General features: G+C 64.4%; 22 protein-coding genes. 11 read left to right on the forward strand and 11 right to left on the reverse strand.

Features of this window, described 5'->3' with window-relative positions; all coding sequences use genetic code 11:
* Positions 1-54 precede the first annotated feature (54 nt).
* From ACLHZ1_RS05625 to ACLHZ1_RS05645, 5 genes are all read left to right on the forward strand, one after another.
* Positions 55-2,010, forward strand: coding sequence for a heme lyase CcmF/NrfE family subunit (locus ACLHZ1_RS05625; protein WP_408797364.1), 1,956 nt, complete (start codon positions 55-57; stop codon positions 2,008-2,010).
* Positions 2,007-2,537, forward strand: a complete 531-nt coding sequence (locus ACLHZ1_RS05630; protein ID WP_408797362.1) for a DsbE family thiol:disulfide interchange protein — start codon at positions 2,007-2,009, stop codon at positions 2,535-2,537. The genes ACLHZ1_RS05625 and ACLHZ1_RS05630 overlap by 4 nt, the downstream gene beginning before the upstream one ends.
* Positions 2,537-3,016, forward strand: a complete 480-nt coding sequence (locus ACLHZ1_RS05635; RefSeq protein ID WP_427261371.1) for a cytochrome c-type biogenesis protein — start codon at positions 2,537-2,539, stop codon at positions 3,014-3,016. The genes ACLHZ1_RS05630 and ACLHZ1_RS05635 overlap by 1 nt, the downstream gene beginning before the upstream one ends.
* Complete coding sequence (gene ccmI / locus ACLHZ1_RS05640; RefSeq protein WP_427261291.1) at positions 3,013-4,260, forward strand: c-type cytochrome biogenesis protein CcmI; 1,248 nt, start codon at positions 3,013-3,015, stop codon at positions 4,258-4,260. The genes ACLHZ1_RS05635 and ccmI overlap by 4 nt, the downstream gene beginning before the upstream one ends.
* 84 nt (positions 4,261-4,344) lie before the next feature.
* A complete protein-coding gene (locus ACLHZ1_RS05645; RefSeq protein WP_427261292.1) occupies positions 4,345-5,169 on the forward strand; it encodes an MlaA family lipoprotein in 825 nt (274 codons plus the stop codon).
* A gap of 54 nt (positions 5,170-5,223) precedes the next feature.
* On the opposite strand, the gene ACLHZ1_RS05650 is transcribed toward ACLHZ1_RS05645, so the two are convergent.
* Together ACLHZ1_RS05650 and sodB are read right to left on the reverse strand one after the other, a co-directional pair.
* Positions 5,224-6,552, reverse strand: a complete 1,329-nt coding sequence (locus ACLHZ1_RS05650; RefSeq protein WP_427261293.1) for an IS4 family transposase — start codon at positions 6,550-6,552, stop codon at positions 5,224-5,226.
* 174 nt (positions 6,553-6,726) lie between these two features.
* The gene (gene sodB / locus ACLHZ1_RS05655) at positions 6,727-7,311 is read right to left on the reverse strand and encodes a superoxide dismutase [Fe] (protein WP_427261294.1); all 585 of its coding nucleotides are present in this window, start codon (positions 7,309-7,311) and stop codon (positions 6,727-6,729) included.
* A 307-nt stretch (positions 7,312-7,618) separates the two neighbouring features.
* Here sodB and ACLHZ1_RS05660 point away from each other — a divergent pair, with 307 nt between their 5' ends.
* Complete coding sequence (locus ACLHZ1_RS05660; RefSeq protein ID WP_408797359.1) at positions 7,619-7,963, forward strand: Grx4 family monothiol glutaredoxin; 345 nt, start codon at positions 7,619-7,621, stop codon at positions 7,961-7,963.
* Positions 7,964-8,086: 123 nt separating this feature from the next.
* On the opposite strand, the gene ACLHZ1_RS05665 is transcribed toward ACLHZ1_RS05660, so the two are convergent.
* Complete coding sequence (locus ACLHZ1_RS05665; RefSeq protein WP_427261295.1) at positions 8,087-9,298, reverse strand: RsmB/NOP family class I SAM-dependent RNA methyltransferase; 1,212 nt, start codon at positions 9,296-9,298, stop codon at positions 8,087-8,089.
* Positions 9,299-9,476: 178 nt separating this feature from the next.
* On the opposite strand from ACLHZ1_RS05665, the gene ACLHZ1_RS05670 reads away from it, so the two are divergent.
* The 5 genes from ACLHZ1_RS05670 to ACLHZ1_RS05690 all read left to right on the forward strand — a co-directional run bounded on the left by ACLHZ1_RS05670 (position 9,477) and on the right by ACLHZ1_RS05690 (position 14,375).
* On the forward strand, positions 9,477-11,489 hold the full coding sequence (locus tag ACLHZ1_RS05670) for a reprolysin-like metallopeptidase (RefSeq protein ID WP_427261296.1): 2,013 nt from the start codon (positions 9,477-9,479) through the stop codon (positions 11,487-11,489).
* The gene (locus tag ACLHZ1_RS05675; RefSeq protein ID WP_427261297.1) at positions 11,486-11,857 is read left to right on the forward strand and encodes a hypothetical protein; all 372 of its coding nucleotides are present in this window, start codon (positions 11,486-11,488) and stop codon (positions 11,855-11,857) included. The genes ACLHZ1_RS05670 and ACLHZ1_RS05675 overlap by 4 nt, the downstream gene beginning before the upstream one ends.
* A 228-nt stretch (positions 11,858-12,085) precedes the next feature.
* Positions 12,086-12,724: a pyridoxamine 5'-phosphate oxidase gene (pdxH, locus tag ACLHZ1_RS05680; RefSeq protein WP_427261298.1), complete on the forward strand. Its 639-nt coding sequence runs from the start codon at positions 12,086-12,088 to the stop codon at positions 12,722-12,724.
* 6 nt (positions 12,725-12,730) lie between these two features.
* Positions 12,731-13,741, forward strand: a complete 1,011-nt coding sequence (locus tag ACLHZ1_RS05685; RefSeq protein WP_427261299.1) for a GNAT family N-acetyltransferase — start codon at positions 12,731-12,733, stop codon at positions 13,739-13,741.
* Positions 13,742-13,865: 124 nt separating this feature from the next.
* Complete coding sequence (locus ACLHZ1_RS05690) at positions 13,866-14,375, forward strand: GNAT family N-acetyltransferase (RefSeq protein ID WP_408797353.1); 510 nt, start codon at positions 13,866-13,868, stop codon at positions 14,373-14,375.
* Between the two features lie 60 nt (positions 14,376-14,435).
* Here the strand turns inward: ACLHZ1_RS05690 and ACLHZ1_RS05695 are convergent, their stop codons facing one another.
* From ACLHZ1_RS05695 to ACLHZ1_RS05730, 8 genes are all read right to left on the reverse strand, one after another.
* Positions 14,436-15,569 (reverse strand): JmjC domain-containing protein, encoded by a 1,134-nt coding sequence (locus tag ACLHZ1_RS05695; RefSeq protein ID WP_427261300.1) that lies wholly within the window; start codon positions 15,567-15,569, stop codon positions 14,436-14,438.
* A 127-nt stretch (positions 15,570-15,696) separates the two neighbouring features.
* A complete protein-coding gene (gene purB, locus ACLHZ1_RS05700; RefSeq protein WP_427261301.1) occupies positions 15,697-17,067 on the reverse strand; it encodes an adenylosuccinate lyase in 1,371 nt (456 codons plus the stop codon).
* Positions 17,068-17,139: 72 nt separating this feature from the next.
* Entirely contained in the window at positions 17,140-17,751 is a 612-nt protein-coding gene (gene hflD, locus ACLHZ1_RS05705; RefSeq protein WP_408797349.1) for a high frequency lysogenization protein HflD, read from the reverse strand.
* A gap of 170 nt (positions 17,752-17,921) precedes the next feature.
* Positions 17,922-19,028 carry a tRNA 2-thiouridine(34) synthase MnmA gene (mnmA, locus tag ACLHZ1_RS05710; RefSeq protein ID WP_427261302.1) on the reverse strand — a complete coding sequence of 369 codons (1,107 nt, stop codon included), beginning with the start codon at positions 19,026-19,028 and terminating at the stop codon, positions 17,922-17,924.
* Positions 19,029-19,210: 182 nt separating this feature from the next.
* Entirely contained in the window at positions 19,211-19,684 is a 474-nt protein-coding gene (locus ACLHZ1_RS05715; RefSeq protein ID WP_427261303.1) for an NUDIX hydrolase, read from the reverse strand.
* Between the two features lie 277 nt (positions 19,685-19,961).
* Positions 19,962-20,816 carry a pseudouridine synthase gene (locus ACLHZ1_RS05720; protein WP_427261304.1) on the reverse strand — a complete coding sequence of 285 codons (855 nt, stop codon included), beginning with the start codon at positions 20,814-20,816 and terminating at the stop codon, positions 19,962-19,964.
* A 98-nt stretch (positions 20,817-20,914) separates the two neighbouring features.
* Positions 20,915-21,178 (reverse strand): hypothetical protein, encoded by a 264-nt coding sequence (locus ACLHZ1_RS05725; protein WP_427261305.1) that lies wholly within the window; start codon positions 21,176-21,178, stop codon positions 20,915-20,917.
* Between the two features lie 98 nt (positions 21,179-21,276).
* Positions 21,277-21,987, reverse strand: a complete 711-nt coding sequence (locus tag ACLHZ1_RS05730; RefSeq protein ID WP_427261306.1) for a DUF3142 domain-containing protein — start codon at positions 21,985-21,987, stop codon at positions 21,277-21,279.
* Positions 21,988-21,989: the final 2 nt, after the last annotated feature.

Raw genomic sequence — 21,989 nt, forward strand, 5'->3', positions numbered from 1 at the left:
CCCGTCGGCCCGGTGCTTGCCTCGTTTCACTCTGCCATCGAAAGGAAATAGCCAATGATCCCGGAACTGGGTCAGTTCTCCCTGATCCTGGCCTTCGCCACCTCGCTGCTGCTCGGCAGCTACCCCTTGATTGGCGCCAAGTGGGGACGCATTGGCATGATGCAGGCGGCCCGTCCGCTCGCCTATGCCCAGTTCCTGCTGCTGCTGCTCTCCTTCCTCTGCCTGACCTGGGCCTTCATCGACAACGACTTCACGGTGCAGTATGTGGCCGGCAACTCCAACAGCCTGTTGCCGCTGCAATACCGGATATCGGCGGTGTGGGGCGCCCATGAGGGCTCATTGCTGCTCTGGGTGCTGACCCTGGGGGGCTGGACCGCGGCCGTGGCCCTGTTCAGCCGCAGCCTGCCGCTCGATGCGGTGGCGCGGGTGCTGGGGGTGCTCGGCCTCATCGCGGTGGGCTTCACCGCCTTCGTGCTGTTCACCTCGGATCCTTTCACCCGTACCCTGCCGTACTTCCCGGTGGATGGGCGCGATCTCAACCCCCTGTTGCAGGATCCCGGCCTCATCTTCCATCCCCCCATGCTCTACATGGGCTACGTGGGCTTCTCGGTGGCTTTCGCCTTCGCCATCGCCTCCCTGATGACGGGGCGTCTGGACGCCACCTGGGCGCGCTGGTCCAGACCCTGGACCATGGCGGCCTGGGTCTTCCTGACCCTGGGCATAGTGCTCGGCTCCTGGTGGGCCTATTACGAACTCGGCTGGGGTGGCTGGTGGTTCTGGGATCCGGTGGAAAACGCCTCCTTCATGCCCTGGCTGGCGGGCACTGCGTTGCTCCATTCCCTGGCGGTGAGCGAGAAGCGGGCCACCTTCAAGGCCTGGACAGTGCTGCTGGCGCTCTCGGCCTTCTCCCTGAGCCTGCTGGGGACCTTCCTGGTGCGCTCCGGGGTGCTGGTCTCGGTCCACGCCTTTGCCTCGGATCCGACCCGGGGCCTCTTCATCCTGGGTTTCCTGCTGGCGGTGATAGGCAGCTCCTTGCTGCTGTTCGCCTTCAAGGGCTCCCAGGTCAAGAGCCACGGCAAGCACGAGCTGTGGAGCCGGGAGACCCTGCTCCTTGGCAACAACGTCCTGCTGGTGGCGGGCCTGCTCGCCGTGCTGCTGGGCACCCTGCTGCCCCTGGTGCACAAGGAGCTGGGGCTTGGCAGCATCTCCATTGGTACCCCCTTCTTCAACCATATCTACAGCTGGCTCATCATTCCGTTCGCCGCCCTGCTGGGGCTGGGCCCGCTGTTTCGCTGGCGCCGTCAGGCCCTGGGGGAGCTCAAGGGCAAGGTGATCCTCGCCCTGGTGCTGAGCCTGGCCGCCGCCCTGCTGCTGCCCTGGCTCTTCGCCGAGGCGTTCAAGCCCTGGGCCGCGCTCGGCATTGGCCTCGGCGCCTGGATCATCATCACCAGCATCCAGGAGACCTGGGTGCGGGCCACCCACAAGCACGGCTTCGCCACCGGGGTGCGCCGCCTTGGCAACAGCCACTGGGCCATGATCCTGGGTCATGTGGGGCTGGCGGTCAGCATCATCGGCATCGCCTGCACCCAGAACTACAGCATCGAGAAGGATCTGCGCATGCAGGCCGGGGACAGGGTGCACTTCGCCGATTACGAGTTCGTCTTCGCCGGCATCCAGGAGAAGAACGGCCCCAACTACGAAGGCTTCAAGGGCATATTGGAGGTCCATCGCGACGGCAAGCAGGTGGCCCTGCTCAAGCCGGAGAAGCGCAACTATATCGTCAGCCGCATGCCGATGACGGAGGCGGCCATCGATGCCGGCCTCACCCGGGATCTCTATGCGGCGCTCGGCGAGCCCCTGGACAATGGGGCCTGGGCGGTGCGCATCTACTACAAGCCGTTCGTGCGCTGGATCTGGTTTGGCGGCGTCTTCATGGCCATCGGCGGCGTACTCGCCATGCTGGACAAGCGCTATCGTTTCGGCCGTCGTGAGGAGGAGGCCAAGCCATGAGCAAGAAGACCTGGTTGTTTCTGATCCCCTTCATCATCTTCATGCTGGGGGCCCTGTTTCTGTTCAAGGGGCTCTATTCCGACCCCCGCAAGCTGGAGTCCGTGATGGTCGGCAAGGAGGTGCCCCTGTTCACCCTGCAGGATCTGCAGGATCTCGACAAGCAGCATGACAGCCAGCTGTTCAAGGGGCGCCCCATGCTGCTCAACGTCTGGGCCACCTGGTGCCCCACCTGTTACGCCGAGCACACCTATCTCAAGGAGCTGGCGGGGCAGGGGGTGGCCATCGTCGGCATGAACTACAAGGACGAGCGCGACAAGGCCCTGAAATGGCTCGCCGAGCTGGGTGACCCCTACCAGGTCAACCTCTACGATCCGGACGGCATGCTGGGGCTGGATCTCGGCGTCTACGGCGCCCCCGAGACTTTCTTCATCGACAGCCAGGGCATCATTCGCTATCGCCACGTGGGGGACGTCAACCCCCAGGTGTGGCAGTCCACCCTCAGGCCCATCTATGAGGCGATGAAATGATGCGATCCACCCTGACTCCCCTGCTGCTGACCCTGGCGCTGCTCAGCCCTGCCCTGGGCCTGGCGGCCATCGACGTCTACCAGTTCGACAATGAACAGCAGGAGCAGACCTTTCGCGAGCTGACCCGCGAGCTGCGCTGTCCCAAGTGCCAGAACCAGGACATCGCCGACTCCAATGCGGGGCTGGCCAAGGATCTGCGGGACAAGACCTACCAGATGGTGCATCAGGGCAAGGAGAAGCAGGAGGTCATCGATTACATGGTGGCGCGCTACGGCAACTTCATCCTCTATGACCCGCCCATGATGGCCTCCACCCTGATCCTCTGGCTGGGTCCGCTCGGGGTGATAGTGATCGGCCTCGGGGTGGTGCTGGCGCGGGCCCGCAAGGTGCCCAAGGCCAGACAGGCCGCCCCGCAAGAATTGAGTGAGGAGGAGCGCAACCGTCTGGCGGCGCTGCTCAAAGAGGAAGAAAAACCATGACCGCATTCTGGATTGCCATCATTGCCTTGCTGGCACTGGTGAGCCTGACCCTGGCCCTGCCGCTGCTGCGGACGGGCAGCCATCACACCATCAGCCGTTCCGCCCTCAACAAGGCGCTCTATCGCCAGCGGGTGCTGGAAATCGGCGAGGAGCGCGAGCAGGGGATCCTGGCCGAGGAGGCGGAATCCCTGGTGGAGCTGCAGCGCAGCCTGCTCGACGACATCCCGGATGTGGAGCAGACCGCCCGCGCCGGGCGCAGCCTGCTCTGGATCCCCGGCGTCCTGGTATTGGTGGTGGTGAGTCTCGGGCTCTACGCCAAGCTCGGTGCCTGGCAGGAGGTGCGGCACTGGCAGTCGGTCAATGCCCGCCTGCCCGAGCTCAGCAACCGCATCCTGATCGAGCGGGACAGCGAGGTGACCGAGCAGGATCTGCAGGACTTCATGCTGGGGCTGCGAACCCGGCTGGCCGAAGAGCCCGATGATTACCGCGGCTGGCTGCTGCTGGGGCGTCTGGCCCTGGATGGCAACGACCCCGACACCGCCCTCGGCGCCCTCGAGCGCGCCTACAAGATGGCGCCGGACAGACGCCTGGTGACGGTACCCTATGCCCAGGCGCTGATGATGAGCGGCGACGAGGACAAGGCCGATACCCTGCTCCGGCAGGCCATCGCCAGCGATCCCCAGGATCTGGAGGCGCGCTCCACCTATGCCTTCATGGCGCTACAAAAAGAGGACTTCGAGACGGCCATCGCCCGCTGGCAGGCCATGCTGCCCCTGATGGAGAAGGGATCGAACCGGGAGGTGATGATCCAGCGCTCCATCGAATATGCGCAGCAGCAGCTGGCCAAGCGTGCGCCGAGTGCGACCCGTGCTCAGGATGAAGCTGCCCCGGCGGTGAAGGCGGGGGAGTATCCCCTGCACATCACCCTGGCGCCCGGCATCCAGATGCCCAAGGATCCCTATCTGTTCGTGTTTGCCGTGGTGCCCAATGGCTCACCCATGCCGATCGCGGTCAAACGTATCCAGGATCCCAGGCTGCCGCTCACCCTCTCCCTCGGGGATGGGGATGCCATGATCGAGGGCAGCAAGCTCGAGGCCAACCCTGAGCTGCAGTTCAAGGCGCGCCTCTCCGAGGGGGGCAACGTCATGAACAAGGAGGGGGCGTTCGAAGGCTTATCGATCCCGGTATCAACAGCGACAATTCCGACAGTGCCGATTGACATCCGTATCGATCGCGCCCTCTAATAGTCATCTTTGCTCGGCCCCCATGGGGCCGAGCCGCTTATAATCATCACACTGTTCAAAGTGATTTTCTCAAGGTAAATCAGTATGCAAATACGATTTGGAGCCTGGGTTCTGGCACTGCTGCTCGGTGGCTGTGCCGGCGGACCTCCCAAACCGGGCCCACAGAGCCTGGATCTGGGGCTCAGCAATCACAGCGCCCCCGGGGCCACCAGCACGGCCGATGATCCCCAGGATCCCTTCCAGGGCGTCAACCGCGCCATGTGGGCGGTCAACTTCGACGTGCTGGAACCCTATGTCGCCCGTCCCGTGATCCACAGCTATGCGGACTATGTGCCGGACAGCGTCAAGGAGGGGGTAGACAACTTCGTCAACAACTTCGATGAGCCGAGCAGCATGGTCAACCACCTGATCAGCGGCGATCTGTCCGGCGCCGGCACCAACCTGGGCCGCTTCACCCTCAACACCACGATCGGCCTGCTCGGCATCTTCGACGTGGCAAAACACCTGGGGCTGGAGCGCAACATGCTGGAGATGAGTACCCTCATCGGCCGCGCCGACATCGGGGAAGGGGGCTATCTGATGTTCCCCATCTATGGCCCGACCACCACCCGGGACTTGATTGGTGACACCATCGACACCCTCTACTTCCCCTATGCCCTGCTGACCTTCCCGATGAAGGTGGTGCACTGGGCCCTGGACGGAGTGGGGACTCGCTCCAAGCTCATCGATCAGGAGCGAGTGGTGGACAACTCCCTCGACCCCTATGCCTTCACCAAGGGTCTCTACCTGCAATACGGCCAGAGCAAGGTCGAGGGGCGCAAGGCGACGTTCGGCGAGGGGGGCGACGCCCGCGGTGGCGATCAGGATGAAGGCAATCTGGACGACTATCTGGACGAGATCGACCAGTGATTCCCCCTTCTTCCTGAAAGAGAAAGAGGCGCCCGCGGGCGTAATGCCAGTCAGTTAAGGCTGACTGGCATTGTTTTTATTGGCTTTTTTCACACTGTACTTCTGTGGTCTTGGCTTCACGCAGCGAGGGTAACTTCGCTCTCTTCGTGCCGGCAGCACAAACTGCCCCGCCTGCTTCTCCAGCTCCGCCACCCGCCCCGGGATATTCCCCGGTGACACATACGGCATGCAGCTCAGTTCATGGATGAGGTACACCGACGCCATGTGAAAACTCAGCTGACTCGCCGTGTATCCCTTCAGGCTCGCCGCCATCTTCACCATCTGGCTACGCAGCAGGTTGTACGCCAGCAGCACGCCCCACAGCTCTTGCCGTATCCCCGCCGCCTTCTTGCTGCGCAGGGTCAGTCTGTGCTGCTGCAGGCTGTGTTTCATCTCCCGATACCCCAGTTCGATTTCCCAGCGATGGCCATACAGCTCCACGATGTCAGCCCCCGGGAAGCGCATCGGGTCGACCATCGAGGTCAGCACTTGGCGCTCCTTGCCGTTGATAGTGCGCGTCAGCAAGCGGGCTTCTATTGCCTCTGGCAACTGCGGCCACTTCTTCCTCGCCTGCGGACTGGTCTTGAGCTGCACCAGCGCATCCTGGCGCCCCAGCTTGCGTACCACCTCGTATTGGGTGCCCTTCTTGAGCGGCAGCAACCAGTGCCGCTCGCTGCCGGTGGTGTGCCAGGCGTGGAGCAGGCCAAGGGAGTAGAAGCCTTTGTCAAACAGGGTCAGCGAGTGGTCCGGTGTGCGCTCGATGAGCTGCTCGGCCAGCGCCATCTCGTTGACGGCGCAACTCTCCATCACGGCCTGAACCAGCAGATGGCTGGTCAGCTCCATCTGACAGAGCATGCGCACCTGGGGATAGGCGGTCTCGCCATGCTGGGTGCCGGGCTTGGCAAAGGCGGCGGCATTGTCCGGGGTATTGGGCGTGCGCCACATCACGCCATCGACGGCGAGCAGTTGCAGTCCGGCCCAGCCGGGGTGATTGGCCTGCTGGTGCCAACCTGTGGCAGTCTCGTGAAACAGCCGCTCAATGCTCTTGTGGCCAAGCTTTTGGCGAGCTTGCAGGAAGGCGCTGGGGGCGACGAAGGGGCGGTCACCGGGCAGCAGGATATCGAGCTGATTGACCAGTTGGGTCATGGGGACGTTGCGGAAGATGGCCATGCCGATGATGGCCCAGACCAGGCGCTCCATGGGCATGCGGCGACGGCGCAGAGTGGCGACGCCCTCTTCGCCGAGCAGGGAGGTGATGAGCGCGGGGGGAATGAGGTCAGAGAGTGACTCAAACTGGGCCATATTGCGGGCGTGAAGGAAGTCGAGAGCCTGTTCGATACGCATAAAGAATCCGAAACCAAATCAACAGGTTTCGGATTTTTACACATCAGGAGGATCGGTCAATGGATCCTTAACTGATCGGCATTACGCCCGCGGGCGCCTCTTTCATCTTGGGGTCGCGGCCTTGCATAACAAAACACCCCGCAGTGCGGGGTGTTGTCAGCAAGACTCGGCGACTCAGGCAGCCAGGTTCTTGGCCACGAATTCCCAGTTGACCAGAGCCCAGAAGGTCTCCATGTACTTGGGACGCAGGTTGCGGAAATCGATGTAGTAGGCGTGCTCCCACAGGTCGACGGTCAGCAGCGGCGTGGTGCCGGCTTCGGTCAGCGGGCAGCCGGCATTGGAGGTGTTGACGATGGCCAGGGAGCCGTCGGCTTTCTTCACCAACCAGGTCCAGCTGGAGCCAAAGTTGCCGATGGCGGACTTGGTGAACGCATCCTTGAACTCGGCGAAGGAGCCGAATTGCTTGGCGATGGCGTCGGCCAGGGTGCCGGTCGGCTCGTTGCCACCGTTCGGGGAGAGGCAGTGCCAGTAAAAGGTGTGGTTCCAGATCTGGGCGGCGTTGTTGAAGATGCCGCCAGTGGAGGTCTTGATGATCTCTTCCAGAGACTTGCCTTCAAACTCGGTACCCGGCACCAGGTTGTTCAGGTTGACCACATAGGTGTTGTGGTGCTTGCCGTGGTGGTATTCCAGGGTTTCCTGGGAGATGTGCGGTTCCAGAGCATTGATTGCGTAGGGCAGAGCGGGAAGTTCGAAAGCCATTTTCTACTCTCCATTGGCTGGCCGTGCGAAAGCGACGGTTGCAAGACATTGCATCGGCTTTTCTCAGGCGAAAAGCATCATTTTACGTGATTGGGCAAGCGTCCTCGCATGGCCAGGACGGGCGCCCAATGGGCCGAACGATTGTAACAGCATCAAAGATGGCGTCACAACTCTTGATTCTTGCCATGATCGAGATCAAGCCGTCCGGTATTGAGGAAGAGATAAACAGCGGCTTTGCGGTTTGCCGGTTTGTGGTCGGCGGACTTTGCAGTAGAATGAGCGCCGAAATCGCTCTAGTGAGGCACCTATGGAAACTATTGAAAAGATTAAACAGCAGCTGGCCGAGAACCCCATCATTCTCTACATGAAAGGGTCCCCCAAGCTTCCGAGCTGCGGTTTCTCTGCCCAGGCCTCCCAGGCCATGATGTCCTGCGGCGAGCCCTTCGCCTATGTGGACATCTTGCAGAACCCGGACATCCGCGCCGAGCTGCCCAAGTTTGCCAACTGGCCGACCTTCCCCCAGCTGTGGGTCGAAGGTGAGCTGGTCGGCGGCTGTGACATCATGATCGAGATGTTCCAGGCGGGCGAGCTGCAGACCCTGATCAAGGAAGTGGCGGCGAAGCACAAGCAGGACGACGCCGCCGCCGAATAAGGCGGATCCCTTGCGCGGCCTCAGGGCGCGGCGCGGTGGATGTTGCCAGCATAAAAAGGGAGGGGAGCCAGTGGCTCCCCTCCTTTTTTGCGGCTTGTGCTGCCCTGGGCTCAGGCTCAGGCATCAGGCGATGCGCTCCAGGCGGGCCATGTAGAAGCCGTCGAAGCCGGTCTGGCTCGGGCTGACGTTATGGTCATCCAGCAGGCGGAAGTGCTCGTTGGCGGCGAGGAACTTGTCTACCTGCTGACGGTTTTCCGCCGGCAGTATGGAGCAGGTGGCATAGACCAGCATGCCGCCGACCTTGGTCATCTGGCTGTAGCGTTGCAGTATCTCTTCTTGCAGCGCCATCAGCACGGGCAGTCGCTCGGCGGTGTCGCGCCACTTGGCATCCGGGTTGCGCTTGAGCACGCCGAGGCCTGAGCAGGGCACGTCCAGCAGCACCCGCTCCGCACTCTCTTTCAGGCGCTTGACCGTCTTGCTGCTGGTGATGACCCGGGTCTCCACGTTGTGGGCACCGGCGCGGCGGGCGCGCTGCTTGAGGTTCTCCAGCTTCCACTCTTCCACGTCCATGGCGAGCAGGCGACCCTTGCCCTCCATCAGGGCGCTGATGTGCAGCGTCTTGCCGCCGGCACCGGCGCAGGCGTCGATGACCCGCATCCCGGGCTTGACGTCGAGGGCCGCGGCCACCAGCTGGGAGCCGGCATCCTGCTGCTCGAACCAGCCATCGGCGAAGGCCTTGGTGCGGAACAGGGCGGCGTCGGAGGTGACCTGCAGGGCGGACGCCACTCCCTCGACCGGGATGGTGCTGACCTGCTCCTTGGCCAGGGCGGCTTGCAGCTGCTCCCGGGTGCATTTGAGGGGGTTGACCCTCAGGTAGCGCTTGGGCATCCAGGCCAGGGCGGCGCGCTCGGCAGGCCAGGCGTCCCCCAGCTGCTCGCTGCCCAGCTTCTCCAGCCAGCTGGGGCAGCCATCCATCAGCACCGGATTCTTCTTGGCCTCGGTCAGACGGCGACGAAATGCCTCTTCATTGAAGCGATCCAGACTGGGGTGGTTGGGCATACTAATCTTGTGAAACGCATGCCAGGCCAGCAGCAGCGGCCAGACGTTCTTCGCCGCCTGCCGCACCTGAATGCCGGACAGGTTGCAGTAGAGGCTGAGGCGACGCAGCAGATCGCCGGTGACCAGGGCAATCCTTGCCTGTTCTTGGGGTTTGAGTTCGATGCCGGAAAAATGACGGGCGTAGGCTCTGTCCAGGGTGAGACCCTGGGTCAGTACGTCGTCAAGAATGGCATCAACCAGATCCCCGAAACGGGGCAACAGTGGGGACTTGAGCATGAGATTAACCTTGGCCGAAGAAATCCGCGCAATGATAGGGGTTAGACCAGATTGGCGCAACCGCGGTGCTTGCCGCACCCCTGATAAACGGCCATGATCCCGTTATTTGTCGGCGCAGCCGCCTTTGGCGCTCGCCCAGGGCACAGACGATAAGGATATCCAGATGATGTCGATGCGAATGCTTCTGTTATGCATACCCCTGTTTTGTGGCCAGGCGTGGGCCCAGTCGACGCCCCATTGGCATACCCTGGCGGCCAGGGGCCAGGAGGACGCCGGCGTGCAGGTGCGGGCCCGGGCCTTTCGCCAGGTTGAGGAGGTCGGCGGCCAGCTGACGGCGCTGGCCGATGGCGCCCGCACCCTGATGCTGCCCCTGCCGGAGGGGGGCGAGGTCGGTTTCACCCTGACGGCCAATGATCTGCTGCCGGCAGCGCTGGCGGCCAGGTATCCCGAGATCCTCACCTTCAGCGGCCAGAGCCTGCAGGATGGGCGCGATACCGGCCGCTTCGAGCTGGGGCCCCTCGGCTTTCACGGCATGTTCCGCCATCAGGGTCGGCTCATCTTCGTCGATCCCCTGGCCGATGGGCTCGGCTATGTGGTGTACGATCAGCGCGACGCCCTGACTCCGCTGGATCAGCAGGCCGACGAGGTGCTGGGTCAGCCCCTGGCCGCCGCCCGGGCCGTGCTGGTGAGCGGCAACGAGCGCAGGCGCTATGTCATTGCCATCTCGGCCACGGGGGAGTACACCCAGTATCACAACGGCACCAAGGCCGGCGCCCTGGCGGCCATCGCCACCCTGCTCAACCGGGTCAACGAGGTCTACCAGCGGGATCTGGGGGTGAACTTCCAGCTCATTCCCAACAACGACCTCATCATCTATACGGATCCCGCCACCGACCCCTTCAGCAATGACAGCAGCGACATGACCAAAAACCAGTCGGTGCAGGCGGGGGCCCTGGGGGGCACTGCGTTCGATATCGGTCATGTGCTCAACACAGGGGGAGGGGGCCTGGCCGTGGTGGGTAGCCTGTGCCTCTCCAACGCCAAATCCCAGGGGGTGACGGGGGCCTCGGATCCCGTGGGGGATGCCTTCTTCATCGACTATGTCTCCCACGAGCTCGGACATCAGCTGGGGGCCGAGCACACCTTCAACGGCACCACGGGGGATTGCGGCAGCGGCAGCCGCAGCGCCAGCCAGGCCTGGGAGCCGGGCAGCGGCAGCTCCATCATGGGCTATGCCGGTCTGTGCGGGGAGGAGAGCCTGGGCAGTCGCAGCCTGGCCTATTTCCACAGCAAGTCCATCGAGCAGATGCGGGTCCACATGGCCCGTTACCCCAACTGCGGCACGGGGGAGGCGCTGAGCAACAATGCGCCCCAGGTCGCGGCGGGCAAGGATTACGTGATCCCGGCCAACACCCCCTTCCTGCTCAGCGGCAGCGGTTCGGATCTCGATGGCGACAGCCTGACCTACAACTGGGAGCAGATCGATCTGGGCACCGCCTCCAGCAGCCTGGCCACCATGGTCGATGACGGCAGCCGCCCCATCTTCCCCTTCGTGGCACCCGGCTCCTCCAGCCAGCGGCTCCTGCCCAGCCTGAGTTCCCTGCAAAGCGGCACCCTGGCCAAGGGAGAAGCCTGGCCGACCACCAACCGCACCCTGAACTTTCGCCTGACGGCCCGCGACGGCAAGGGCGGGGTCGTCAGCGACGAGATGCAGGTGCAGGTGGTCAACACCGGCTCAGGCTTCAGGCTGACCGCCCCCCTGGATGGCACCCTGGCGGAGCAGCAGTCCCTGGCCATCGCCTGGCAGGTGGCGGGCAGCCAGTTTGCCCCCATCTCCTGTGGCAAGGTGGACGTGGCGCTGAGCGCCGACGATGGCCAATCCTGGAGCCTGCTGGCGAGCGGCATCGCCAACAGCGGCGCCGCCACTCTGCTGTTGCCCACCCTGCCCGCCTCGGATCAGGGACGACTGAAGCTGAGCTGCAGCGACAACATCTTCTTCTCCATGAGCCCCAGGCTGCGGCTGGCGGGCAGCGGCAGCACCATAGGCAGCGTCAGCCAGCCGGTCACGCCGACGACGCCCATCGTCGATTCGAGCGGGGATGGGGGCGGCGGTGGCGGCGGTAGTGCCAGCCCCTGGCTGTTGCTGCTGCTCGCCCTGGGGGGCGCCGCCCGGCGTTGGGGGGCCCGATGAGGGCCCTCTGGCCCCTGGGGCTCCTCCTGCTCGCCGGTTGCCAGGCCGATGCCAGCTCCCAGGGGGTTGCCCAGCCTGATATGACGGTGCCAGAGGTCGTCGTGCCGGATCTGGCCCAGGCTCTGGACGAGCACCTGGCACGGGGCGATCACCGCCTCATCATCCGGGCCGGACGAGGCCAGATGGCGCCGGGCATCGCGGCGGAGCAGCAGCAGGCCGCCAAGGCCCGCTGCGGCATACGCTATCTGACGGGGCTGGTGGACATGGTCAGGCCGGGGGAAGAGGCCAGGCAGCAGGCGCTGACCGAGTTCGCCGCCGAGTACAACCGCCAGATGCTCGGCCACTGTCCGCCCGATGAGGGCAAATAAGGTCGTCATGGCGCGCCGCTGGAGAAAGAGGCCAGTCAGCGGCTGACTCATCTGCCCGGCCGATGAGGGGGAGTGACGCCGCCACAAGCCTCAACTGCGAGGGGAGGCCATGGGCCTCCCCTCGCAGTTGAGGCTTGTGGCGAGGGCGGGCTCGTCGCACAATGCCAGCCAGAACATGCCCGTCGCCATGGGGGCGGGGAATGGGAAAAATAAAGAAGGAAAAACAAGATGATGGATGTTGCCGATCTGCGCCGTGAGTACATCAAGGGGGGGCTGCACCGGGCGGATCTGCCCGCCGAGCCTCTGGCCCTGTTCGAGAAGTGGCTGGGGCAGGCCTGCGAGGCCAGGCTCTCCGATCCCACCGCCATGGTGGTGGCGACCGTCGATGGCGAGGGGCAGCCCTGGCAGCGCACCGTGCTGCTCAAGCACTTCGACGACGCCGGCATGCTGTTTTACACCAACATGGGCAGCCGCAAGGCGAGCCAGCTGGCGGGCAACCCCCGCATCAGCCTGCTCTTCCCCTGGCACATGCTCGACAGACAGGTGCATGTGACGGGCCGGGTGGAGAAGCTCGGCACGCTGGAGGTGATGAAGTACTTCCACAGCCGTCCCAAGGATAGCCAGATAGCGGCCTGGGTCTCCCAGCAATCGTCCCGCATCAGTGCCCGTGGTGTGCTGGAGGCCAAGTTTCTCGAGCTCAAGCAGAAATTTGCCAATGGCGAGGTGCCGCTGCCGAGCTTCTGGGGTGGCTACCGGGTGGTGATCGACACGGTGGAGTTCTGGCAGGGGGGTGAGCACAGGCTCCATGACCGCTTCCTCTATCGGCGAGAAGGATCAGGCTGGCAGATAGACAGACTGGCGCCCTGAGGCCAAGTGACCGCTCACAAGGCCGCCGCCTGGCCAAGGCTCTCTCCTCTGCGCCTGCTGCTCGATGGCGAGCTGCTCGCCCCCCACTGGCTGCCGGTGCTGGCCCGCTGGCGCCAGGCTGGCCATGGCTGGTGGCTGCTGGGTCGCCCAGACAGAGAGGGCCCTGCCATCCCCCCAGGTGGTGAGCCAGATGGCTGGCTCGAGGCCAGCCAGCTCTTGGCCGACTGGCTGGCCCCGGCCCCCCATGCCCAGGAGGCGCAGCCGCCGAACCGGCAGATCCTGCTGAGCGGCTCCCTCTCCTTGCAGGTACTGGCCCGGGAGCTGGGGCTGCTGACCCTGGGGCCGGGCGCTGGGGATCAGGAGCTGGCGCCAGGGGACCCTCTGGGACCGGCCCTGACCCGGTTGCTGGCCAAGCGCCTGACCATCCCCACCCTGAGCGAAGTGAGCGCTTCGCTCACGCCGACCCCAAATGAAGTCACCACTTCGTCCCCGTCACCCCCGAGCCTTGCCTCGTCAGCGTGCTTGACGCTGCGCCCCCTGCTGCCGGGGGACGAGACCTGGATCCGCCGCTACTGCCGGGACGCCGCCCTGAGCCGGTATACCCTCAACATCCCCCACCCTTACCCCGATGAGGGGGCCCTGGACTGGCTGCGCCTGTGCTGGCGCAGGCAGGCCCTGGGGCAGGGCTGGAGCTGGGCCATCACCCTGGATGACGAAGGAGGCGAGGAGGCGGTGGGTACCCTCTCCCTCGGCCAGGATGGCAGCCTGGCCTGGTGGGTGGGGCTGCCCTGGCAACATCGGGGGCTGGCGACCCGGGCCGCCCGACTGGTGCGCGACTTTGCCTTTGGCCGCGCCCGCTTGCCCGAGATCAACGCCTGTCACATGACGGCCAATCTGGCCTCGGGTCGGGTGATGGCCAAGCTGGGCATGGTGGATCTGGGGGTGAGCGCCCTGGCGTCTCGCCCCGATTGCCTGGTGCGCCACTGGCGGCTGGCCGCCCCCGGGAGCCAGGGCTGAGGCGCGGCGTCCATGGCGCTCAATCGTTTTCCTGGGGCGAGGCTCCCATTTCTCGACAAAGCCGTGCCGGCGCCGCGGCGGTTATATGGAATAATGGCGGCAAGTTGTATCAGGAGTCTGTCTTATGCTGAGAACCGAGCGCCCCGGCGACATGCTGCCGGTCTATGAACTGGTGAGTGCCGCCTTTGGCCGTCACGATGAGGCCGAGCTGGTCAATCGCCTGCGCGAGTGTGGCGCCGCCGTGGTGACCCAGGTGGAGGAGGAGGACTATGAGTTCATGGGCCACCTGCTGCTCAGTCCCGTTACCATCAATGGGCAGGAGGGCCCCTGGCTGGGCCTGGCCCCGGTCGCGGTGCATCCCGACTGGCAGGGTCAGGGCATAGGCTCGGAGCTTATCCGCGAGGGGCTGGACACGGCGCTGGAGATGGACTGGAAGGCGGTGGTGGTGCTCGGCGATCCCGCCTACTACGGCCGGTTCGGCTTTCGTCCCGCCAGCGAGTTCGGTCTGCACTGCTGCTATGAGGTGCCGAGTGAGCACTTTATGGCCATGGAGCTGCAAGCGGGAGGCCTGGCGGGCCTGCAGGGGGAGGTTCTCTACCATCCGCTGTTTGACGAGATGCCGGAAGAGGCCTGATCCTGGCCCGTGAAAAAGGCGCCATCAGGCGCCTTTTTCGTCTCTGTCATCTCGCAGGGATCAGTCGCCGAAGAACCAGTAACCGCGGTTGATGAGGCGGGTCAGCAGTTGCAGGAAACCCGCCTGATCGGCCAGTTCCACCATGTCGGCCTGGGTGATCATGTCCTTGTCGCACAAGAGGGAAATGGCGGCCGCATCCTCGCTTGGCAGAGTCCAGGCCTCGCCGTCGATGTAGCAGGTGCGGCTCTCGCCGCTGAACCAGACGCTGCGCAGCCCCGGCACCTTGATGGCGGGCTCCCCCTGACTCAGCAGATCGGCCACCTCGTCGGCGCCGTAGTCGGGCTCCATGGGGCTCACGTCCAGATCGTGCTTGGCCTCGGAGATCATGGTGCCGAACCACTCCTTGAACAGGGTCTCGTCATCCAGGGCCTGCTGCATCAATTCCCGCAGGCGGTGCAGCTCGTGGGGCTGGATCTCGCCGTGACGGGCGCGAGGCTGGAGGTCCGGGTCGCCGTAACGCTCGGTGCGCAGATCGTTGTCGATCAGGTGATCGGCAAAGGAGGAGATGAGCGCCTTGGCGTCAGGTGCGCGAAAGCCCACCGAGAAGTTGAGGGAGGGCTCGATGGCGTAGCCCTCGTGGGGGAATCCGGGCGGGATGTAGAGGATGTCGCCCGGCTCCATGATGGCGTCGATAATCGCCTCGAACGGCTCGCAGTGCAGCAGGGCGGCGTGGGCGGCAAACTCGCCGAGGGGCTTGGCATCGCCGACCCGCCAGTGGCGCTTGCCCTGGCCCTGGGTGATGAAGACGTCGTAGTTGTCGATATGGGGGCCGACGCCGCCGTGGGGGGTGGAGAAGCTCACCATCACATCGTCAAAGCGCCAGCCCGGAATGAACTGGAACGGCAGCGCCAGCTCGTGCACCTCGGGGGCCCAGTGGTTGCAGGCCTGTACCAGCACGGTCCAGTTCTCCTCCCCCAGGTGATCGTAAGACTCGAAGGGGCCGTGGGACGCCTCCCACTGGTTGTTGAAGCGGGTCACCAGACGGGATTCGATAACGTCCTCCATGGCCAGCCCCGCCAGCTCGTCCGGACTGATGGGATCCTGAAAGTCTTTGAAGCCCCCCTTGATGAGGAGCGGGCGCTTCTGCCAGTAGTGCTCGAGGAAGTGAGCGATATCCAGATTGAGTTGGTACATGGTGCTTCTCGTATCTTGTGAGAGGGCTTGCCCAAGGCGGGCTTGGGCAAGGCCTGTCGGGTGCTTGAAAAGAGCGGGGGCCCTGTGGCAACAGCTGCACAGGGCCCCCGTGTATCAGGTTATCGGCTTATTTCAGCAGATCCACCAGACGCTGGGCGTCGCCGATGTAGTTGGCCGGGGTCAGCTTCTTGAGCTCCACCTTCACGTCCTCGGGCAGTTCCAGGGTGTCGATAAAGGTGCGCATGCCTTCGGCGTCGACGCGGCGGCCACGGGTCAGCTCCTTGAGCTTCTCGTAGGGCTTCTCGATGCCGTAGCGGCGCATCACGGTCTGGATGGGCTCGGCCAGCACTTCCCAGTTGGCGTCCAGATCGGCAGCCATGGCGTCCGCGTTGGCTTCCAGCTTGGAGATGCCCTTGAGGGTCGCCTGATAGGCAATCAGGGAGTAACCCACCGCCACACCCAGGTTGCGCAGCACTGTGCTGTCGGTCAGATCACGCTGCCAGCGGGAGATGGGCAGTTTGCTCGCCAGGTGCTGGAACACGGCGTTGGCCAGACCCAGGTTGCCTTCGGAGTTCTCGAAGTCGATGGGGTTGACCTTGTGGGGCATGGTGGAGGAGCCGATCTCGCCGGCGATGGTGCGCTGCTTGAAGTGGCCCAGGGAGATGTAGCCCCAGACGTCACGGTCGAAGTCGATCAGGATGGTGTTAAAGCGCGCCAGGGCGTCGAACAGCTCGGCGATATAGTCGTGGGGCTCGATCTGGGTGGTGTAGGGGTTCCAGGTCAGGCCCAGCGAAGTCACGAACTCCTCGGAGAACTGGTGCCAGTCCACGGCCGGATAGGCGCTGAGGTGGGCGTTGTAGTTGCCGACGGCACCGTTGATCTTGCCGAGGATCTCGACCGCCATGATCTGCTTGAGCTGGCGCTCCAGACGGTAGGCGACGTTGGCCATCTCCTTGCCCATGGTGCTCGGGGTGGCCGGCTGGCCGTGGGTGCGCGACAGCAGCGGCATGTCGCGGTACTCGGCGGCCAGGCGCTTGAGTTCGCCGATGAGCTTGTCGCAGTAAGGCTTGATCACCTGGTCCCTGGCGGTTTTCAGCATCAGGCCGTGGGAGTTGTTGTTGATGTCTTCCGAGGTGCAGGCGAAGTGGATGAACTCGCTGACGGCGGCCAGCTCAGGGGTCACTTCCACCTTCTCTTTGAGGAAGTACTCCACCGCTTTCACATCATGGTTGGTGGTGCGCTCGATGGCCTTGATGCGTGCGGCATCCGCCTCGCTGAAGCCGCTGACGATCTCGTCGAGCAGGGCGTTGGCCTGGGCACTCAGGGCCGGGACTTCCGGGATCCCGGCGTGGCTGGCCAGTTTCTGCAACCAGCGCACTTCTACCTCGACGCGAAAACGCAGCAGACCGAACTCAGAGAAGATAGGACGCAAGGCATCGGCCTTGTCGCCGTAGCGACCATCGATCGGGGATACGGCAGTCAGCGCTGACAACTCCATGGGGGTGAACTCCTGATGTGTGTGGGGGGTTAGCATCGGCTCACGCCCTGGGGGCAGGGCGTGAGCGGAACATTAAAAACGTTTGGCCAGTTCCACCATCTTCTTGCGGGCGAAGATGATCTGGGTGCGGCTGCCACCCAGTTGGCGCCAGAGCACGGCGGCGCGGATGCCCGCCAGCAGCAGGGCGCGCACCTTGTGCTGCACCAGGGGCTGCTGCAGGAACAGCGGCGTGCCTGCCACCTGGATGCGCGGCCCGATGGGGCTGATGAGATCGCTGTAGATGCTCGCCATGTTGGCCAGGATCTGCTCGTCCAGCAGATCGAAATGCTGTTGCTGGCGAGCGATCTGACCGATGCGCTCCCCCAGCATGTTGAGGATGTCCTTGCGCTTGGCCAGCTTGCGCTCCAGTGCAATCAGGCTGACCACGTAGCGGGTCAGCTCGGCATTCTTCTGGCTGCCGTCGGCCCCCAGCTGCTCCACCAGGGCGCGGTACCCGTCACGAATGGCCAGGTGGCTGCCGAACACTTCCAGGGGCTGTTTGGGGTCGGTCACCAGTATGCTTTGCAGGCTCTCGCGCAGGGCGGCCTCGTCACAGCTGCCATCCCGGGCCACCTTCTGCACCAGATAGGCCGCCTGGCAGATGCCGGCAAAGGCCATGGTTCTGTCTTGAAATTTGTCGCTCATATCTTCACAGCCCTGTTTTGTACATTCACCGGCCGATGCCATGACCCGGCCTGGAATTTGTCGGCCATAGCTTCACAGCCCTGTTTTGTTTTTTCACCGGCCGATGCCGTGGCAGGCCATGATCCGGCCTTGAAATTTGTCGCTCACGTCTGCTGCCTTCTATTGAGGATTCAAACCGGATGGCTGAAACGCTGCTCTATGATGCCGCCGCCCAGGCACACTTCCCCGTCGTAGAAGACGGCGGACTGGCCCGGGGTCACCGCAGCCTGCTTCTCGTCGAAGATGACCCGGATGGTTTCATCGTCGATGGGCTGGATCAGGCAGGGGATATCCTGCTGGCGGTAGCGGGTCTTGACGGTGGCGCGGCGCGGCTCGCGGATGGGGGTGCGATCCACCCAGTGCAGCTGGCTCGCGATCAGGCCATCGGAGTAGAGGCGGGGGTGATCCCCCTGCGCCACCACCAGGGTATTGCGCTCCACCTCCTTGTCCACCACGTACCAGGCCTCTTCGGTCGCATCCTTCATGCCGCCGATGCCGAGCCCCTTGCGCTGGCCCAGGGTGTGATACATCAGGCCCTGATGCTCGCCGATGACCTTGCCGTCCACGGTTTCGATGGGGCCGGGCTGGGCGGGCAGGAACTTCGCCAGGAAGTCCTTGAACTTGCGCTCGCCGATAAAGCAGATACCGGTGGAGTCCTTCTTCTTGGCGGTGATGAGGTCGAGCTGCTCGGCGATGCGGCGCACCTCCGGCTTCTCCAGATCCCCGACCGGGAACAGGCTCTGACCCACCTGGGCTTCGCTCAGGGTATAGAGGAAGTAGCTCTGATCCTTGTTGTTGTCGAGACCGCGCAGCAGGCGCGGGCGGCCCGTGCTGTCGTCACGGCGCACATAGTGACCGGTGGCGATGTAGCTGGCCCCCAGCTCCTCGGCGGCAAACTCCAGGAACGCCTTGAACTTGATCTCCTTGTTGCACAGGATATCCGGGTTCGGCGTGCGCCCCGCCTTGTACTCTGCCAGGAAGTGTTCGAACACGTTGTCCCAGTATTCGGCGGCGAAGTTGATGGTGTGGAGTTTCATCCCCAGCTTGTCACAGACCGCCTGGGCGTCAGCCAAATCCTGGGCGGCAGAGCAATACTCGTCCGTGTCGTCCTCTTCCCAGTTCTTCATGAACAAGCCTTCGACCTGATAGCCCTGCTGCTGGAGCAGGTAGGCCGAGACGGAAGAGTCCACACCGCCGGACATGCCGACGATCACCTTGATTTGGCTGTTATCTGTCATTGAGTGTCGTTACCAGTTCGTTTAAACGGGGCGTATTCTAACAGAGTTTCGTCGCCCCGGTCACATATCACATTTGTCCCGCGCCATGGTCGCGCCTTCGCGGCAATCGTTTGCCTCGATCGTCGGCAAGGGGGCGGGCAAGAACGGCAGGGCTGACCCTTGCCAACGCCCCGGGCCAGGGGCTAGCTGCCCTGGATGAAGGCCTGGAGCGCCGACAGCGGCAACCGGGTACCCGCCAGATAGTCCTGGATGCACTGCCACACCAACGGGCTGCGCAGGGCCGGGCGACGCTCTGCTATCTCGGCCAGGGTGAACCAGTGGCAGGCGAGCACGTCGCCGTCGGGATCCTCGGGCAGGTGCTGGCCTGGCGCCTCGGTCAGATCGAACACCAGGGCGGTGCGCAGGAAGGTGGCCTCGCTGTCGGCGGGTTTGAACAGATAGTTGCCGAGCCAGGCGTTGGGGGTGGCGCAAAGCCCCGTCTCTTCTTTGAGTTCGCGCCGGGCCGCCTCCATCAGGGTCTCCCCTGCTTCCACATGACCGGCGGGCTGGTTGAAGCGCCGCTCGCCGCGGATCTCTTCCTCGACCAGCAGGAAGCGTCCCTGCCAGTGCACCAGGGCGGCGACCGTGAGGCGGGCGGGCAGATAGTGGTGATCCATAACAAGGCTCCTGCTGATGGGCACAACGCGGTGCCGGGGGTTAGTTGAGTTCGCTTCGATAATCGGGGGTTCGGCCCGGCTTGTCACCCGCAGCCTGTCATACACCGCCTCGCCGCCTGGGATCCGAGGGCGCCCTTGCCGTCGCTTTCCCATGTTGGCGTGCCCGAATGGATTCAGGCAAGGGGCAGGCCGCGATAACGCCTTGGCCAGAGATGCGCCGCGCCCCTTTTTCGCCATGGCCCCGCCATAGCCAGGGCCCCCTTTGTCATGCCCGGGTTCAGATCTTGCGGGCCGGGCGGCGGGCGCTGGCGCGCCCGGATCCCTTGCCGTCCGCCCCGCTACCGCTCTTGTCGCTCGCCCCGGAGCGGGCTGCTCTTCTGGCTGGCGCCTTGCCTGGCGAGGCTCTCCCCGGGCGAGGGGGGCGGGCGGGGGAGGGCATCTCCTGGCTGGTCAGGGCGCGGCTCTCCCCCGGCGCCAGACCATCCAGGGTCCAGTCGCCGATGGCGTAGCGGATGAGGCGAAGGGTGGGGTGACCGATATGGGCTGTCATGCGCCGCACCTGGCGGTTGCGCCCCTCCACGATTTTTATCTCCAGCCAGCAGGTGGGGATCGCCTTGCGCATCCGAATGGGCGGGTTGCGCGGCCATACAGCGGGATCACTCATGATGCGCGCCCCGGCAGGCAGGGTCATGCCGTCGTTGAGCACCACCCCGGCGCGCAGGGCCGCCAGCTTCGCTTCATCGGGGATCCCTTCCACCTGCACCCAGTAGGTCTTGGGGGTCTTCTCCCCCGGCTGGGTGAGGCGTGCCTGCAGCTGGCCGTCGTTGGTGAGCAGCAAGAGCCCCTCGCTGTCGCGGTCCAGCCTGCCGGCGGCATAGATGCCGGGCTCGGTGATGTAATCCTTGAGGGTCTCGCGCCCCCCTTCGTCGGTGAACTGGCACAGCACCATATAGGGCTTGTTCAGGAGCAGCAGCTTGCGATCCGCCGGGGCGGGGGCTGGTTTGCGCTCGTTGACTCTCTCAGGGGGCTGCGTTTCCCGGCGTTGGGATGGACGCGCCGGGGCGGGCCCGCGGGCCGCGCGGCCTGCCTCAGGGCGGGCGGAGAGGGAGAGACGGGGACGATCAGGTTTCATCGCATGCCTACCAAAAACAGGGGATGGCGGAGTGTACCACAGGGGCCCAGGCCCATGGGCCATGGGGGAGATAACACCCGCCTCACTGGGATCAGGGCTCAATACTCGAGAAACTTCTCGCCGCAGCGCTCGCAGATCAGGTGCCTTACATGGGGGGTCTGGTAGGCCAGCGTGTCACCGAATGCCCAGTGGGTGATGCTGCTGGCACGAAAGGCTTGCCAGAAGGCCTTGCGCGGCTCCTTGGGCATGATGTCTTGAGTGTGATCGCGGGCGACCAGCACCACGAGATGGCGGGTGCGCTCGCCGCATTGGTCGCAGCGATGAATTTCGCTTAGGGGTTGGGTGGTGCGCTCTGTTGTCATGATGAGACCCGCTGTGGATGGGCGGCCATCATAGCCTTCTCCACTTGGCTCTCAATCCCCAGATAGAGGACATCCACCCGCTGTGAGGGGGCCCCATGTCACGGATTGAGCAAAAAGACCACCTCCCCCCGGTAGTGGGGGGAGGTGGCCAGTGTTGCCTGCCAGGCGGGATCCCAGTCGCCATCCTGCACCAGCCCGACTTTGAAGGGGAGGGTTAGTTGGAGCATGGCGGGCAGATAGGCCTGATAGCCAGGCACAGTGTGTTTGCCCTGATAGGTCTGGATCACCAGCTCGTCCACCGGCAGGCGATTGAGCTCTGCCAGGTCCCCCGTCTTGGCCCAGTCCAGCAGCCCCGTCACGCTGAGCTTGCACCCGGCAGGCAACACCTGCCTGAGGCGCTGCAAGGCGTCGGCGTACCGATCGAGTCGATGGGTGGCCGCATCGAAGTCTATCTGGATCCCCGTCACCCCGGCGCCCGCCCGGCGCCACGCCTCATACAGGTGCACCAGCACCTTCTCGTGATCTCGGGTGAGGGGCAGCGCATTGACGCGCACCACCAGCCAGAGCTGCTCTGCCCTGATGGGGGAGGGGACACTCCCCAGCTTGACAAAGCGGGGGCCGGCGGGCCTGCCCAATATCTCCCCCTGATGCAGATAGAGGGTACTCGCCTGCGCCAGGACCGGCTGGGGGCGGGTGGCGGACCAGAGCCAGAATGCCTGATAGGCGCCGGCATCGACCCCTGCCTCAAGGGGGGCGGCCAGGGTCGCCAGCAGCAGCGCCAGCAGGGAGCGTTCAAGGCGTCTGCTCATGG

The organism is Aeromonas sobria, assembly GCF_050266975.1.
Lineage (GTDB): Bacteria > Pseudomonadota > Gammaproteobacteria > Enterobacterales > Aeromonadaceae > Aeromonas > Aeromonas sobria_B.

Excerpts from the sequence above, each read along its gene's own strand:
- ACLHZ1_RS05720 (WP_427261304.1), bottom strand. The coding sequence starts at position 20,816 with ATGAAACCTGATCGTCCCCGTCTCTCCCTCTCCGCCCGCCCTGAGGCA.
- pdxH (WP_427261298.1), top strand. The coding sequence starts at position 12,086 with ATGATGGATGTTGCCGATCTGCGCCGTGAGTACATCAAGGGGGGGCTG.
- ACLHZ1_RS05670 (WP_427261296.1), top strand. The coding sequence starts at position 9,477 with ATGCTTCTGTTATGCATACCCCTGTTTTGTGGCCAGGCGTGGGCCCAG.
- ACLHZ1_RS05650 (WP_427261293.1), bottom strand. The coding sequence starts at position 6,552 with ATGCGTATCGAACAGGCTCTCGACTTCCTTCACGCCCGCAATATGGCC.
- ACLHZ1_RS05725 (WP_427261305.1), bottom strand. The coding sequence starts at position 21,178 with ATGACAACAGAGCGCACCACCCAACCCCTAAGCGAAATTCATCGCTGC.
- ACLHZ1_RS05675 (WP_427261297.1), top strand. The coding sequence starts at position 11,486 with ATGAGGGCCCTCTGGCCCCTGGGGCTCCTCCTGCTCGCCGGTTGCCAG.
- ACLHZ1_RS05660 (WP_408797359.1), top strand. The coding sequence starts at position 7,619 with ATGGAAACTATTGAAAAGATTAAACAGCAGCTGGCCGAGAACCCCATC.
- ACLHZ1_RS05730 (WP_427261306.1), bottom strand. The coding sequence starts at position 21,987 with ATGAGCAGACGCCTTGAACGCTCCCTGCTGGCGCTGCTGCTGGCGACC.
- ACLHZ1_RS05625 (WP_408797364.1), top strand. The coding sequence starts at position 55 with ATGATCCCGGAACTGGGTCAGTTCTCCCTGATCCTGGCCTTCGCCACC.
- ACLHZ1_RS05630 (WP_408797362.1), top strand. The coding sequence starts at position 2,007 with ATGAGCAAGAAGACCTGGTTGTTTCTGATCCCCTTCATCATCTTCATG.
- mnmA (WP_427261302.1), bottom strand. The coding sequence starts at position 19,028 with ATGACAGATAACAGCCAAATCAAGGTGATCGTCGGCATGTCCGGCGGT.
- ACLHZ1_RS05715 (WP_427261303.1), bottom strand. The coding sequence starts at position 19,684 with ATGGATCACCACTATCTGCCCGCCCGCCTCACGGTCGCCGCCCTGGTG.
- ACLHZ1_RS05635 (WP_427261371.1), top strand. The coding sequence starts at position 2,537 with ATGCGATCCACCCTGACTCCCCTGCTGCTGACCCTGGCGCTGCTCAGC.
- ACLHZ1_RS05645 (WP_427261292.1), top strand. The coding sequence starts at position 4,345 with ATGCAAATACGATTTGGAGCCTGGGTTCTGGCACTGCTGCTCGGTGGC.
- ACLHZ1_RS05695 (WP_427261300.1), bottom strand. The coding sequence starts at position 15,569 with ATGTACCAACTCAATCTGGATATCGCTCACTTCCTCGAGCACTACTGG.
- purB (WP_427261301.1), bottom strand. The coding sequence starts at position 17,067 with ATGGAGTTGTCAGCGCTGACTGCCGTATCCCCGATCGATGGTCGCTAC.
- ccmI (WP_427261291.1), top strand. The coding sequence starts at position 3,013 with ATGACCGCATTCTGGATTGCCATCATTGCCTTGCTGGCACTGGTGAGC.
- ACLHZ1_RS05665 (WP_427261295.1), bottom strand. The coding sequence starts at position 9,298 with ATGCTCAAGTCCCCACTGTTGCCCCGTTTCGGGGATCTGGTTGATGCC.
- sodB (WP_427261294.1), bottom strand. The coding sequence starts at position 7,311 with ATGGCTTTCGAACTTCCCGCTCTGCCCTACGCAATCAATGCTCTGGAA.
- ACLHZ1_RS05690 (WP_408797353.1), top strand. The coding sequence starts at position 13,866 with ATGCTGAGAACCGAGCGCCCCGGCGACATGCTGCCGGTCTATGAACTG.
- hflD (WP_408797349.1), bottom strand. The coding sequence starts at position 17,751 with ATGAGCGACAAATTTCAAGACAGAACCATGGCCTTTGCCGGCATCTGC.